Genomic DNA, 14,586 nt, shown 5'->3' on the forward strand with positions numbered 1-14,586 from the left:
ACGATGACTGTATCTCACCACAATGCCTCTACAGCGCGCTTTTACGCGCTTCGTCTGCTTCCCGGCCAGGAAGTGTTTTCCCAATTACACGCCTTTGTGCAACAGAACCAATTACATGCCGCCTGGATTGCAGGGTGTACCGGCAGTCTGACCGACGTTGCGCTGCGTTATGCCGGGCAAGAAGCGACCACATCGCTCACCGGCACGTTTGAAGTTATCTCGCTAAACGGCACGCTTGAATTGACCGGCGAGCATCTGCATCTCGCGGTATCGGATCCCTACGGGGCCATGCTCGGCGGCCATATGATGCCAGGGTGTACCGTGCGTACCACGCTGGAACTGGTTATCGGCGAGCTGCCAGCGCTGACGTTCAGCCGTCAACCGTGCGCCATTTCCGGTTATGACGAACTGCATATTTCTTCCCGTTAATTGACGACTCTTTAAGAGGTACTTTATGGCGCGTCGCCCGTTTTCCAGCCAGTCTCTGGTGCTGATTGTCATCGCTATTGCCATCAATATGATTGGCGGACAGCTTATTAGCATGTTGAAGCTGCCTATTTTTCTCGACTCGATCGGCACCTTAATTAGCGCGGTACTGTTAGGGCCGTTCATCGGCATGTTGACTGGGCTTCTGACCAACTTGCTGTGGGGGCTGCTTACCGACCCTATCGCTGCCGCGTTTGCCCCGGTAGCGATGGTTATCGGTCTGGTCGCCGGGTGGCTGGCGCGCGCAGGCTGGTTTCGTACCCTGCCCAAAGTGATCGTCAGCGGGGTCGTCATTACGTTGGCGGTGACGCTGGTCGCCGTACCGCTTCGTACCGCGCTTTTTGGCGGCGTTACCGGTAGCGGCGCTGATTTGTTCGTCGCCTGGATGCATTCAATGGGCCAAAACCTGGTGGAGTCAGTCGCGATTACCGTCATAGGCGCTAATCTGGTCGATAAAATTCTGACGGCGATCATCGTTTGGGTGCTGCTGCGTCAGCTACCGTTACGTACGACACGGCATTTTCCTGCGATGTCAGCCGTACGCTAAATGCATCCGTTTACCTCGTTAACCTTATGGGCGTTGGCGGCCTGCACCACGCTGCTACTCCCTGCGCAGACCGTGCTCCCGGTTTATAGCGCGGCGGCCTTCCGCTGTCTGCTGGCGCTGAAATCAACGCGGCGGCGGGCGAAGTATGTCGCCTGGCTGATGCTGTCTTTAGGGTTTGGGCTATGGCTGGTACATGGCGGTTGGCTAACGGAATGGATAAGCGGGCAGCCTTGCGATCCGCAGCGCTGGATATATGCCGTTACGCTATGGCTACGCCTGCTGGCGATCGTGTCGACGTCGCAGCTATGGATGCAGTATGTGCCGGTTCAGCGGTTTATTCGCGCCCTGTTCGCTTCACGTTTGCCGCCCGGCATCGCTTACCTGTTCGCTGGCCCGCTGCTGGTCGTCGAACAGCTCAAACGACAACTGACGATCGTTCATGAAGCCCAGCGCGCGCGTGGCGTACCGCTGGATGAAGGCTGGTATCAGCGGCTACGGGCAATGCCTGCGCTGATCGTGCCGCTTACGCAAAATGCGCTTAACGATCTGACAATACGCGGCGCGGCGTTGGATATGCGGGGGTTTCGGCTGCATCGAGCCCGAACCACGCTGTGGGCGCCGAAAGATAGCATGTTACAACGGGTTGCGCGGTATGGCATGGTACTGCTAATACTGGCGGAAGCGGGAGTGTGGATATGGTTACGTTAGAGCAGTTTCGTTATCTTCCGTCCGATGCGACACGCCCGCCGGCATGTTTTGATTTCCACTATTCAACACCCGGAATAGTGGCGATAGTCGGCGATAACGGCAGCGGAAAAAGTACGCTGGCGCAACTGATGGCTGGCTGGTATCCGGATTATCTTCCCGGTGATATTGACGGCACAGGATTACTGCTTGGCGTCCCTATCGGGCAGCTCCCGCTGGTAGAACAGTCGCCCACCATCCAGTTGGTGCAGCAATCGCCTTATTTACAGCTTTCCGGCTGTACCTTTAGCGTAGAGGAAGAGGTGGCGTTTGGCCCGGAGAATCTCGGCCTCCATGAAGCGGAAATTCTACGGCGCATTGACGAGGCGCTGACTCTGACAAACTGCCAGTCGTTACGCCATCGCCATCCCGGCACGCTCTCCGGCGGCGAAACGCAGCGGGTAGTGATTGCCAGCGCGCTTGCCATGCAGCCCAGGCTATTAGTTCTTGATGAAGCCTTCAGTCGGCTGACGTCAGCGGCCACCGGGATGCTGCTGGAACGGCTACAACAGTGGGCGCTGGAACGTCATTCTCTCATTGTGCTTTTTGAGCGTAACCATTTTCCTTTTCTGACGCGATGCCAGCGGGTATGGCAATTGCGCGACGGAGCGCTAACCCCATTATGTTGACGTTAAATCAGGTCGCTTATCGCTGGCCGGATGCCGCAGCCGACTGTTTGCACGCTATCTCGCTTGAACTTCGTGACGGCGAATGGCTGGCGTTGACCGGCGATAACGGCGCGGGAAAATCAACACTGTTACGGATTATGGCCGGCCTGCTTTCCCCCACTTCCGGCTCGGTAACGCTTAATGGAGAGCCGATTGCGCAGCTTAAAAATCGTCAACGCGCCGCCGCTATCGGCGTACTCTTTCAGGAAGCGGAAAACCAGATTTTCCACAGCAATGTCGCGCAAGAGGTCGCTTTTGGGCTGAAACTACAACGCTTATCGGCAGAGGAAATTTCACGGCGCACGCAGGCCGCGCTGCGGTTATGCCAGCTAACGAACGTCGCCGAGGCGCACCCGCTTGATCTGCACGCCGCACCGCGCCGGATGGTGGCGGTCGCCAGTCTGGAGGCGATGGCGCCGCCTGTGTTATTGCTGGATGAACCCAGCCGGGATTTTGACGCCCACTGGCTAACCGTATTTGAACACTGGCTGGCGACATGCCGGGCACGGGGAACCAGCGTCGTGGCGATTAGCCGTGACGCTGCGTTTACCCGGCGTCATTTTTCACGGGTGGTACGGCTGGAAAACGGCAGGTTGTCAAAGGGAGAATAAAAAACGGGTCGCCGAAGCGACCCGTTTTATGCCGTATTAAGGATTACAGCAGTGCTTTCGCTTTGGCGATCACGTTGTCCACCGTGAAGCCAAACTCTTCAAACAACAGCTCTGCCGGGGCGGATTCACCGAAGGTGGTCATCCCGACAATAGCGCCGTTCAGGCCGACGTATTTGAACCAGTAGTCAGCGATACCCGCTTCAATCGCTACACGCGCAGAGACGTCCTTCGGCAGCACGGATTCACGGTAAGCCGCATCCTGCTTGTCGAATGCGTCGGTAGACGGCATGGAAACCACGCGCGCCTTCACGCCTTCGGCAGTTAGTTTTTCGTAAGCGGCAACCGCCAGCTCAACCTCTGAACCGGTCGCAATGAAGATAATCTGCGGCTGGCCCGCACAATCTTTCAGTACGTAACCACCGCGGGCGATATTCGCCAGTTGCTCTTCAGTACGTTCCTGCTGCGCCAGGTTCTGACGGGAGAGGATCAGCGCGGTTGGGCCATCCTGACGCTCTACTCCATATTTCCACGCCACCGCGGATTCCACCTGGTCGCACGGACGCCATGTGGACATGTTCGGCGTTACGCGCAGGCTTGCCACCTGCTCGACCGGCTGGTGCGTCGGGCCATCTTCGCCCAGACCGATGGAGTCGTGGGTATAGACCATCACCTGACGCTGTTTCATCAACGCTGCCATACGCACTGCGTTACGGGCATATCCGACGAACATCAGGAAGGTGGAGGTGTACGGCAGGAAACCGCCGTGCAGGGCGATACCGTTGGCGATAGCGGTCATACCGAATTCGCGCACACCGTAATGAATGTAGTTACCTGCGGCATCTTCGTTAATCGCTTTCGAACCGGACCACAGGGTCAGGTTAGAAGGTGCCAGGTCAGCGGAGCCGCCGAGGAACTCCGGCAACAGCGGACCGAAGGCTTCGATGGCATTCTGGGACGCTTTACGGCTGGCGATTTTGGATGGATTCGCCTGCAGTTTAGCGATGAACTCATTCGCTTTCGCATCGAAGTCAGCCGGCATGTCGCCTTTCATACGACGAGTGAATTCAGCAGCTTCCTGCGGGAAGGCTTTCTCATAAGCCGCGAATTTCTCATTCCATGCGGATTCTTTCGCCTGGCCGGCTTCTTTCGCATCCCACTGGGCGTAGATTTCAGACGGGATTTCGAACGGCGCGTATTTCCAGCCCAACTGTTCGCGGGTCAGCGCGATTTCCGCGTCGCCCAGCGGCGCGCCGTGGGAATCGTGGGTACCCTGTTTGTTCGGCGAACCGAAACCGATGATGGTTTTGCACATCAGCAGGGACGGTTTGTCAGTCACGGCGCGAGCTTCTTCCGTGGCGCGTTTAATGGCGTCGGCATCGTGACCGTCAATGCCACGGATAACGTGCCAGCCGTAGGCTTCAAAACGTTTCGCGGTGTCATCGGTGAACCAGCCTTCAACATGACCATCGATAGAGATACCGTTGTCATCATAGAACGCGATCAGTTTGCCCAGTTTCAGAGTACCAGCCAGAGAGCACACTTCGTGAGAAATGCCTTCCATCATGCAGCCGTCGCCCATAAAGACGTAGGTGAAGTGGTCAACGATATCGTGGCCAGGACGATTAAACTGCGCCGCCAGAGTTTTCTCGGCAATCGCCATCCCGACGGCGTTGGCAATACCCTGACCCAGCGGGCCAGTAGTGGTTTCAACGCCAGCGGTGTAGCCCACTTCCGGGTGACCAGGGGTTTTTGAATGTAGCTGACGGAAATTCTGCAGCTCGGACATCGGCAGGTCATAACCGGTGAGGTGCAGCAGGCTGTAAATCAGCATTGAGCCGTGGCCATTGGACAGCACGAAGCGGTCGCGGTCGGCCCAGGACGGGTTGGTCGGGTTGTGGTTCAGGAAATCACGCCACAGGACTTCGGCAATGTCAGCCATACCCATCGGGGCACCCGGGTGACCGGATTTGGCTTTCTGTACTGCGTCCATGCTCAGCGCACGAATAGCATTGGCAAGCTCTTTACGTGAGGACATTTTGACTCCAGATCGGATGTTGAAAGGCCATGCCCGTAACGACTTGACGACAGCGCGTTTTGGGCTACGCCGGAAAATTTGCCAACAATTTACCCCAAGCCGCGCGTCATGTACATGGAACATCCTTTTACCGCTTCAGAAATCTCTGGATCGTGCTCGTATGTTGCGCAATTAGCTAACTTGCCTGCCATGCTTTTCTTTATACTTAACCCAGGCGCTAATTCATCTGCAACGAGCGCATTTCAAAATAATATTAATTCGTATGGAAGAGAAAAATGAAAATTCGCGCTTTACTGCTTGCTTTGGGCATGGCGACGGTGCTGACCGGTTGCCAGAATATGGACTCTAATGGACTGCTTTCTTCGGGCGCTGAAGCTTTTCAGGCCTATACGTTAAGCGATGCGCAGGTAAAAGCGTTGAGCGATCAATCCTGTCAAGAGCTCGACAGCAAAGCGAAAATCGCGCCGGCGAGCAGCGAATACGCTAAACGACTGGCAAAAATTGCCGCTGCGCTGGGGGATAACATTAACGGCCAGCCGGTGAACTATAAGGTTTACGAGACGAAAGACGTCAACGCGTTTGCCATGGCGAACGGTTGTATTCGCGTCTACAGCGGACTGATGGATATGATGACCGACAACGAAGTTGAAGCCGTGATCGGCCATGAAATGGGCCATGTCGCGCTGGGTCATGTAAAGAAAGGGATGCAGGTCGCGCTGGGCACTAACGCCGTGCGCGTCGCGGCGGCATCGGCAGGAGGCGTTGTCGGCAGCCTGTCGCAATCACAGCTTGGCGATCTTGGCGAAAAACTGGTGAACTCGCAGTTCTCCCAGCGTCAGGAGTCCGAAGCGGATGATTATTCTTACGATCTGTTGCGCAAACGCGGTATCAGTCCGGCAGGACTTGCCACCAGCTTTGAGAAACTGGCAAAACTGGAAGCGGGTCGTCAAAGCTCGATGTTCGACGATCACCCGGCGTCCGCCGCACGCGCACAGCATGTGCGCGATCGTATGAGCGCGGACGGGATCAAATAATCCCCGAACAGTGCCGGATGGCGGCGTGGACGCCTTATCCGGCCTACAAGCATCAATCAGCTGTAGGCCGGATAAGCGCAGCGCCATCCGGCAAAACAACTTACTCGCCTTTCTTCGCCGCCTGGATATAGAGCATTTCTAATGCCAGCGTCGCGGCCGCCAGAGCGGTGATCTCCGACTGATCGTAAGCCGGCGCGACTTCCACTACATCCATACCGACAATGTTCAGATCTTTCAGACCGCGTACCAGTTTAATGGCGCGATCGGAGGTCAAACCGCCGATCACCGGCGTACCGGTGCCAGGCGCAAACGCCGGGTCCAGACAGTCGATATCAAAGGTCAGATAGACCGGCATATCGCCGACGATCTGTTTCACCTGAGCGAGAATATCATCCACGCCGCGATCGTTGACCTGGCAGGCATCCAGCACGGTAAAGCCATTGTCTTTGTCAAACTCAGTACGAATACCGATCTGTACCGAATGATGCGGATCGATCAGGCCTTCTTTCGGCGCGGTGTAGAACATCGTGCCGTGATCGAATTCGCAGCCGTTAGCGTAGGTATCGGTATGCGCATCAAAATGTACCAGCGCCATTTTGCCAAAATGTTTCGCGTGGGCGCGCAGCAGCGGCAGCGTGACGAAGTGGTCGCCGCCGAAAGAGAGCATACGCTTGCCTGCAGACAGCAGTTTTTCAGCGTGCGCCTGTAATTTTTCACTCATCTCACGGGCATCGCCAAACGCATACACCAAATCGCCGCAGTCCACGACGTTCAGGCGCTCGCGCATGTCAAAACTCCACGGGAAACGGTGATGTTCCCAGGCGAGGTTGGTCGACACCTGACGGATCGCCGCCGGGCCATGACGGCCGCCAGCGCGACCGGACGTTGCCATATCAAACGGTACGCCAGTGATCACCCAGTCGGCATCGCTGTCATACGGCTGGAAGTTCATTGGCAGACGTAAAAAACCAAACGCATTAGAAACCAGTGAGTTATCGTACTGATGACCTAAGGTGCTCATGGCAAAAACCTCTTCTTAGTCAATATAAAAAAACCCTCCCGCGTCGTTAGGCCCGACGAGGAAGGGTTTGAATTTGTTTACGGCTCAAAGTTTACTCTGACAGACCGCATTATTGAAGTCAGTTTAGCCAGGTACAGTAGACAACGCCCGAAAAAAATATATATCCAGCGCAAATCAGTAGGCTCATACGTCCATCGCGGTCAGTTAAGAGGCCTTAGGGAGTTGCCGCTGTAAAAACTCAAGCACTAATGCGTAAAACAGCGGTGTTTTCCCCGGCGTCTGGAAAATGGCGTGACCGCTACCGGGAATGAGGGTCATCTCCGCCTGAGGCAGCAGCCGGTACAGCTCGGTAACTTCTTCAACGGTGAAAAATTCATCCCGGTCGCCGTCCAGTAATAGCACAGGAATGTGGATTTTTTTCACCTCTTCTTCCGTCAGCGATGTGGGCGTTGTCCACATTGGCCAGACACCTTCGAGAAACGTGCGCCAGTAGTCTTTTTGCTCTGGATGATGCATGTTCTGATAAAATTTAACCATCCCGGGCGCATCCGAAGCCATTTTATCCAGATCTCGATCCGTCAATTGCCCCTGAGGCATTCCTTTACCATAAAAAATTTCCATCCCCTGCATGTAATGGGTCGTAGCAAAGCGATGCGTTGCGCCGCCGACGATAGCAGCGCGCGCTAGATCCGGGTATCGGCTGGTTAACTTCAGAACGACCATGCCGCCATCGCTGTAACCCATCACCAGCGGTTTTTCCAGCTTCAGCGCTTTAACAAAAGCCGCCATATCTTCCGTCATCAGATCATAGCTAAACGTTCCTTGCGGGTTATTGGTTAATCCATGTCCACGACTGTCCGGCATGATGACGCGAAAATATCGAGATGCCTCTTTCGCTAATCCCTGCCAACTTTTCGCCGTCAGACCACCACCGTGAATCAACAGCAGCGGAGGCCCCTCGCCCTCTTCAACGTAATGAATTTTGATACCATTCGCTTCCACAAATTTATCTTTGTCCATCGTTGTTGCTGAAGCATTTATTAAAAATATAATATTGATAATAAAAATAAATGCTAATTTAAAAATATGATTCATAACACCTCGCCAATCACTTTCCGTGTAAAAGACCATATTATTCAGATTGAACAAAAATAACATCAAAATCGATTTGTATCATTTTCACTTATTTACCGGGGAGACCCCGCATCCTCTTTTTACAGAACGTAAAAAGCCTTTCCGCGATTAGCCTCAACGCGAAAAGGCTCTGAAGTCAGAAAAGTGCCACCTTATTCATTCTGGCTGTAATTCAGGATGACTTGAAGGTCTCTTCCTGAATTGCATTTGGCGCTTTCTTTATTCCTTCGTCTGACAGGGCAAGCTTGACTCGCTAAATGCCGTGGCCGGAATTTTCACAATCGCTTTTTTAACCGGCGCAGGTTTACCACGCGTACAAAGCGGACGGTGGATCTGGTTGGGATAAAAAAGCGCGAAATCGCCAGGATTTAATGTAACGAACTGCTCATTAGCGACACATTCAGGAAAGATGATGTCATCAGGAAGATGCTCAAGCTCCTTTATCCTGGTATCAATTTTGTTGGAATAGCCAATCTCCTCATAACCGCTTAGTAAAATCTGAACATCGATATATTTTTTATGAAGTTCAGCTTTGCGGTTTAACGAAGAGTGTGTTTCTCCTTCGCTTATCATAAGAAATGACTCCGGGAAAGAAAGTTCATATCTACCAGCAGGCTGATCTTCAGCTATCTTCACCGCTTCGATGATAAGTTTTTTAATAATGTGGTTAACGTAAGGTAATAAAGTAAGCTGCTCTATATTTCCATATAGCATACTATAGTTATCCTAAATAATGGTCGTGATTATAATTATCAGCCAATCAGGTACTGGTAAATACCTTCAGCCACAGGAATACCTTCTTTTAAACATTTTTCTTTATAGGCGATTTGCGGATCGTTTGGCGCCAGCACTTTATCAACACCGGGCATCGGTTTTACAGCCCTTAGCTCATTGACCATTGTGCTCATTATTGAGGAAAACAGCGGATTGCCCAACATCTGCGGATCAATAACGATAACCAGACTCGCTAACTTGCGCATCTTGTCATAGTCGCCATACATCCGAACAATATGGTTGCTAAAGTTTGCCCCCATCAGGACGCCCGTGAGCGCATCAATCGCCAGGGCAATACCAGAACCTTTGTGTCCGCCAAAGGGCAGCAGATTTTCAATTTTATGCGGATCGGTAGTGATATGTCCCTCTTTATCCAGCGCCAGACCATGACCTATTGGTTTCCCGGTTTCTTTGGCGTGCAGAATTTTACCAAACGCAATGGCGCTGGTCGCCATATCGACGATCATCGGATGGCTGTCTTTAACGGGGAAGCCGAAGGCGATTGGGTTAGTCCCCAGAAAGCGCTCCGCGCCGCCATACGGCGCAACGCAGGTATCCGTTTGCGTCATGGCGATAGCCACCATTCCCTGGCTTGTCGCCTGCTCAATGAACCACGAGAGCGCGCCGCAATGGGACGCATTTTTGACGCTGACGAAGCCCAGCCCCGTCTCTCTCGCCAGACTAATAGCGTGGTCTGTCGCCTTTATCAGCGCGCAGTGCCCCATTCCATCATCAGAGTCCAGAATAGCGACAGAAGGCGAAATCTGTTCGATGCTGAATGTTGCTTTTGGATTGAGCCCGCCTGCGTTCAGGCGGGTACAATAGTGCTCTACGCGAATAACGCCGTGGGAGTGAACGCCGGTAATATCGGCATGAACCAAAACGTCGGCTACCTGCTGCGCCGTTTGCGCGTCAAGGCCCGCCTGGGTGAGTTTATTAAACGCCAGCGCTTTCAATTCATTTTCTTTGACTAATATTGTTGACATAACTATCCCGCTATTAAAATTTGATAACGCCTTTAACCAATTTTTTGTTTTCTACCACGTTCTTCTGGTACTGGTTGCCGAACGTATAGAAATCGAATTCCTGGTTTTTCATCATTGTTTCGCTAATAGCGCCCTGAGCCATTAGCTCAATGACACATTCGAAGTCTTCCCGCGTCGCGTTACGACTGCTCAATAGCGTGGTCTCTTTTTTATGGAAGGTCGGATCGTCAATGACGAGCTCGCCGATATATAGCCCGATGAAGACGATTTTTCCGCCGTGAAGAATCAGATCAACAGCGCGGCTCATGGAGGATTTATTGCCGGTGGCATCAAGCACAATGCCGGCTAATTCACCGGAGAAACAGGCTTTCAGCACATCAATATAGTCGTCTGACGACGGATCGAGCGTTGCAACGCCTACCTTTTCGGCGACCAGACGACGGCGTTCGGCGTCAATATCAGCTACCGCGACGCGAGCGCCTTTGGCTTTTGCTATCGCGGCGGCGGCCAGCCCAATCGGCCCGGCGCCGACCACCACAATGTTTTGCTGCGGCTTCACGTCAGCGCGGCGTACTGCGTGGGCGCTGATGGCGAAACACTCAACCAGCGCGCCCGCGCTGTCGGTGAGGTTATCCGACAGTTCAACCAGATTTTGTTCACGAACGGCCAGATATTCGCTAAAGCCGCCGTCCTGGTGAACGCCATACAGCGAGACGTTCTCACAGCAGTTGGTTTTTCCTTCCCGGCAGGCTGCGCAAGCGCCGCAAGGAATACAGGGAATAACGCTATAGCGTTGGCCGGCCTTCGCCGTGCTGCACGATTTACCCAATATTTCCGCCACGCCGCAAATTTCATGACCCAGCACGCGCGGATAGGCAAAAAAGGGCTGGCGACCGGCAAACGCATGGATATCGGTGCCGCAAATACCAACCGCTTTAATTTTTAACAGTACTTCATCGTCTTTTAAATGAGGAATATCTCTTTCAATGTATTCGATATTTCCCGGATTATTACAGATAAGCATTTTCATACTTAACCCTTTGAAGATAAACGGTGAATGGTGGCCGTGACGCCATGTAACTCAATATGGTTAAAGGCCTGCTGAATGTCGTTTAAAAAGTCTGCGTTGTCGCCGGCCAGCGTTCCAAAGATGCTATTTATCTGCAGCAAAGACAGCGCTTGTTCCCATCGCGTGTTTTTATTTTTAATAGCCGCATTGAAGGTATCATTGAGCGGGTCGGCCACACTCTGCCCCTGAGAGAGTGTATTAATGACGTAATGGAGCCAGCCCGCAATCAGCGTCGCTAACGCCCTGCCCTTAACGCCGCGCGCCTGAAGCGTCAGATAAGGATCGACGGCCCGCTGAGGCAGCTTCTGAGAACCGTCCATCGCAATCTGTCCGGTCTTATGTTTAATGTTCGGGTTGCTGAATCGCTCAATGAGCAACTGCGCATATTGATGTACATCTACCGCCAAATTCGGGCGCAGCGATTTTGCCTGCTCTTCCGTCATTAAATGATGTACGGCGGTTTTAAAAGCGTCGTCTTCCATGCACTGATAGATAAACTCATATCCAGCCAGGCTGCCGTTATAGGCGAGAAACGAATGGCTGCCATTCAGCATACGAAGTTTCATTTCTTCATAGGGAGGCACGTCCGAGACGAACATCGCCCCTGCTTTATCCCAGTCAGGACGACCGGCAACGAAATTATCTTCGATAACCCACTGACGGAAATCCTCGCATACGATGCCGCAGGGATCGGCAAAACCGATCTGGTCTTTAATCATGTCAAATTGCTCTGGCGTCATTGCCGGCACGATGCGATCGACCATGGTGCCAGGAAAGGTGACATGCTTCGCTATCCAGGCCGCCAGTTGCGGATCGAGATTATCGGCAAACGTAACGATCGCCGTTTTGGTCAAATGACCGTTTTCCGGAATGTTATCGCACGACAGTACACTAAACGGGGGAAGCCCTTGCTGGCGGCGTATCCGTAGCGCTTCGACGATCAGTCCGAGTGCTGAGCGGGGATGTTCAGGATCGGCAAGATCGTGTTTGATGAGCGGATGGCTGAGATCGAGCGTTCTGGACCGTAGATCGGTGCAGTAACCTTTTTCCGTTATCGTCAACGAAACAATTTTTACCTGCGGCTCAGTCAGCTTCTCGATCGCCGCCTGAATACCTGACTTCGGCGTATGCAACGCGCCGGTGATGGTACGAACCAGGCGACTATTGATGGCGCTGGCTGACGTTTCCACCACTGAAAACAGCCCCTGTTGCGCATTTAGCGCATCCACCAGCTCCGCATCGCCGAACAGATTCAGTTCAAAAATCCCCCAGCGGTTGCCGGTTATCTCATTCGTGAGATCGTTATAAACCGCCTGATGACCACGGTGAAAGGCGCCAAATCCAATATGTACGATGTTGGCTTCCATTCCCTGACGTGAATAAGTCGTTTTGAATTGGTGCCTTGTGGCGTCTAACTGGCGAGCTATGGTGTCCATGAATTTTTCCCACTCCTGTTTTGTTTACCAATTCTGCTTAAACAGCATACCAAAATCCGTTAATATGATCACACTCACGGCACCGGGTTCTTCACCCTGGTATGCTGACTAATAGCCAATGAATAAAAATAATTTATTTATCAATTGGTTATAAAATACGCTTGTCAGGATAAATTTTACGATTCACAAAAGCGTGATTTTGATTAGAAAAATCGGCCACAAATTGGCATACCACCCACACAACTGCAATCATTAAACACCATGAAAAACAATACCTTATTGAATAGCACGCCCGCTGCGAGCGTATATGTCACGCATGATTGGTTCAATAATTACCCGAAATACAGCAAACCAAATCTGATAATTTGTCTAGTGAATTAATGAACTCAATTTATTATCAGCATCAACGTTAACCTAAGAACATCAGTTACGGTTTTGATCATCCGGGTCGCTGCTAAAGCGATGAGGAGTGAGCCGCCTTTAGACGTAATTGGCAAATTAATCCATTGATTGAACACAGGAAAAAATTGATGAAGACGCAGATTAGGCACGTTGAAACAAAGCTTTCAAAGCCCCTCTGGCCAAGGTCTTAGTTGACGCAAAACATGGCATAATAGCCATTTCGAACTGGTAACCACGACGATTACGCTGGAAGACGGTTCAACTGGCACCGGATATTCCTATACCGGCGGAAAGGGAGGGTATGCAATTAAAGCGATGATCGACCACGATCTTGCCCCGGTACTGTCAGGGAAAGAGGCGCTGCGATTGACGATATCTATGACTTTATGGAATAGCATATTCACTATGTGGGTCGCGGAGGCATCGCATCGTTTGCGATGGATATCGCTCTTTGGGATTTGAAAGGCAAACGTGAAAAACTGCCGCTGTGGAAAATGGCTGGCTGAAGGCGGCGCGTCTGTCGACGAATGGCGGTCGTTTGGTATGCTCGCTCGGTATGCAGGAATTACACGTCAGACTGGTTTCCGCATTCGAGACTGGCTGACTGGAAGTTCACAGCTTCCCGATCGATCAATATACCAAACATCCGCTGGTGGACGACAATTATCGCGCCGTGGCACCGGACACCTACGGCATTGGCGTAGAGTTTGACTGGGATAAGCTGAGCGTTTACGAAGCCTGATTCCCTCTCTCCGGGCTTGTTTTTGGCGGCAGGCCCGGTTAATCGCTGACAAAAATGTCATCCGCCTGAAAATAGCCGTCAGGTGGCGAAGAAAAAATCATCAAAATCTTCCAGCGAATCATCCTGTTGGAAGATTTTTACCAGCTCATTTTTACTGTTTTCAAGATGGGTCCACGAGGCCTGTCTGGCCTGCTCAGCATCGCGTTTTTGCAATGCAAGGAAGATACTACGGTGATCTTCCACCCATTTCATTCTTAACTCTTTCTTATGTAAATACTTATAGTTTAACTGCTTCCAGCGCGGATTTTCGGTCCTGACAGCCCGCCACAGCTCGGCAGATTGTTTCATTAATACACGATTTTGCGTGGATTCCGCGATGATATTGTGGAACTGACGATCCAGTTCTTCAAATTTGTCGCTGTCGCCGCCAATCTGCTTTTCCTGCTGCTCAATAATACGTTTAAGCTGCTTAAGCTCATTAAATCTTATTTGCGTAGCGGCAAAACCGGTGATGTTACTTTCGATAACCTGCCGGGCCTGTAGCAATTCAAAGGGGCCAATGTCTGAGTAAGGCAAGAGCGCTTTTTGATTGATTTTTTCCAGACTATCAATAAAGTAAGTGCCTGCGCCTTGCTTAACCTCTACCACCCCCTTCAGCTCAAGCATAATAATCGCCTCACGAATCGTCGTGCGGCTGGTTTGAAAACGCTCGCTGAGTTCTCTCTCCGCCGGAAGTCGCTCGCCAGCTTTAAATACCCCTGAATAGAGTAGTTCTTCTATTTGCAGCCCTATATCAAAATAGCGCCGCTTGGTTAAAATTTGTTCCATGCACATACCTATGTAGACAGCAATTGCTCCACTTGAGGGTAGTGTAAACAAATCCTAATGTTTATGGTA

15 protein-coding genes are annotated in these 14,586 nt (G+C 52.1%); 7 read left to right on the plus strand and 8 right to left on the minus strand.

The genetic code is table 11. The features are described 5' to 3' along the window. The first annotated feature begins 3 nt into the window (after window positions 1-3). From ACQ29O_RS19245 to ACQ29O_RS19265, 5 genes are read left to right on the plus strand one after another with little or no spacing between them, the layout of a single operon-like run. Window positions 4-429, plus strand: a complete 426-nt coding sequence (locus tag ACQ29O_RS19245) for a PPC domain-containing DNA-binding protein (protein ID WP_000218564.1) — start codon at window positions 4-6, stop codon at window positions 427-429. Window positions 430-454: 25 nt separating this feature from the next. Beyond that, window positions 455-1,033, plus strand: coding sequence for an ECF transporter S component (locus ACQ29O_RS19250; protein WP_000124001.1), 579 nt, complete (start codon window positions 455-457; stop codon window positions 1,031-1,033). Further along, window positions 1,034-1,741 (plus strand): energy-coupling factor transporter transmembrane component T, encoded by a 708-nt coding sequence (locus tag ACQ29O_RS19255; RefSeq protein WP_000553275.1) that lies wholly within the window; start codon window positions 1,034-1,036, stop codon window positions 1,739-1,741. Next, window positions 1,729-2,406: an ABC transporter ATP-binding protein gene (locus ACQ29O_RS19260; RefSeq protein ID WP_001676772.1), complete on the plus strand. Its 678-nt coding sequence runs from the start codon at window positions 1,729-1,731 to the stop codon at window positions 2,404-2,406. Before ACQ29O_RS19255 ends, ACQ29O_RS19260 begins: the two co-directional genes overlap by 13 nt. Then, complete coding sequence (locus ACQ29O_RS19265) at window positions 2,400-3,056, plus strand: ABC transporter ATP-binding protein (protein WP_020937172.1); 657 nt, start codon at window positions 2,400-2,402, stop codon at window positions 3,054-3,056. The genes ACQ29O_RS19260 and ACQ29O_RS19265 overlap by 7 nt, the downstream gene beginning before the upstream one ends. Before the next feature lie 43 nt (window positions 3,057-3,099). Here the strand turns inward: ACQ29O_RS19265 and tkt are convergent, their stop codons facing one another. After that, complete coding sequence (gene tkt, locus ACQ29O_RS19270; RefSeq protein ID WP_000098654.1) at window positions 3,100-5,091, minus strand: transketolase; 1,992 nt, start codon at window positions 5,089-5,091, stop codon at window positions 3,100-3,102. A 275-nt stretch (window positions 5,092-5,366) separates the two neighbouring features. Between tkt and ACQ29O_RS19275 the strand changes: the two genes are divergently transcribed. After that, a complete protein-coding gene (locus ACQ29O_RS19275; RefSeq protein ID WP_000701824.1) occupies window positions 5,367-6,125 on the plus strand; it encodes a M48 family metallopeptidase in 759 nt (252 codons plus the stop codon). A 100-nt stretch (window positions 6,126-6,225) separates the two neighbouring features. Here ACQ29O_RS19275 and speB read toward each other — a convergent pair whose 3' ends face one another. The 6 genes from speB to ACQ29O_RS19305 form a co-directional block, all read right to left on the minus strand. Continuing rightward, window positions 6,226-7,146, minus strand: a complete 921-nt coding sequence (gene speB, locus ACQ29O_RS19280) for an agmatinase (RefSeq protein ID WP_000105553.1) — start codon at window positions 7,144-7,146, stop codon at window positions 6,226-6,228. 204 nt (window positions 7,147-7,350) lie between these two features. Continuing rightward, window positions 7,351-8,307 carry an alpha/beta fold hydrolase gene (locus ACQ29O_RS19285; protein WP_077248501.1) on the minus strand — a complete coding sequence of 319 codons (957 nt, stop codon included), beginning with the start codon at window positions 8,305-8,307 and terminating at the stop codon, window positions 7,351-7,353. Between the two features lie 192 nt (window positions 8,308-8,499). Continuing rightward, on the minus strand, window positions 8,500-8,994 hold the full coding sequence (locus tag ACQ29O_RS19290; protein ID WP_000965537.1) for a YhcH/YjgK/YiaL family protein: 495 nt from the start codon (window positions 8,992-8,994) through the stop codon (window positions 8,500-8,502). 38 nt (window positions 8,995-9,032) lie between these two features. Continuing rightward, complete coding sequence (locus tag ACQ29O_RS19295; protein WP_000104226.1) at window positions 9,033-10,040, minus strand: Ldh family oxidoreductase; 1,008 nt, start codon at window positions 10,038-10,040, stop codon at window positions 9,033-9,035. Between the two features lie 13 nt (window positions 10,041-10,053). Next, window positions 10,054-11,070 (minus strand): zinc-binding alcohol dehydrogenase family protein, encoded by a 1,017-nt coding sequence (locus ACQ29O_RS19300; protein ID WP_000783057.1) that lies wholly within the window; start codon window positions 11,068-11,070, stop codon window positions 10,054-10,056. Between the two features lie 2 nt (window positions 11,071-11,072). Further along, a complete protein-coding gene (locus tag ACQ29O_RS19305; RefSeq protein WP_024143621.1) occupies window positions 11,073-12,545 on the minus strand; it encodes a mannitol dehydrogenase family protein in 1,473 nt (490 codons plus the stop codon). An 839-nt stretch (window positions 12,546-13,384) separates the two neighbouring features. On the opposite strand from ACQ29O_RS19305, the gene ACQ29O_RS19310 reads away from it, so the two are divergent. After that, a complete protein-coding gene (locus ACQ29O_RS19310; RefSeq protein ID WP_001675272.1) occupies window positions 13,385-13,453 on the plus strand; it encodes a mandelate racemase in 69 nt (22 codons plus the stop codon). Window positions 13,454-13,767: 314 nt separating this feature from the next. Here the strand turns inward: ACQ29O_RS19310 and ACQ29O_RS19315 are convergent, their stop codons facing one another. Then, entirely contained in the window at window positions 13,768-14,568 is an 801-nt protein-coding gene (locus ACQ29O_RS19315; RefSeq protein ID WP_001576357.1) for a FadR/GntR family transcriptional regulator, read from the minus strand. Between the last annotated feature and the right edge of the window lie 18 nt (window positions 14,569-14,586).

It is taken from the genome of Salmonella sp. GDC200615 (assembly GCF_050574145.1).
In the GTDB taxonomy this organism is placed as follows: domain Bacteria; phylum Pseudomonadota; class Gammaproteobacteria; order Enterobacterales; family Enterobacteriaceae; genus Salmonella; species Salmonella enterica.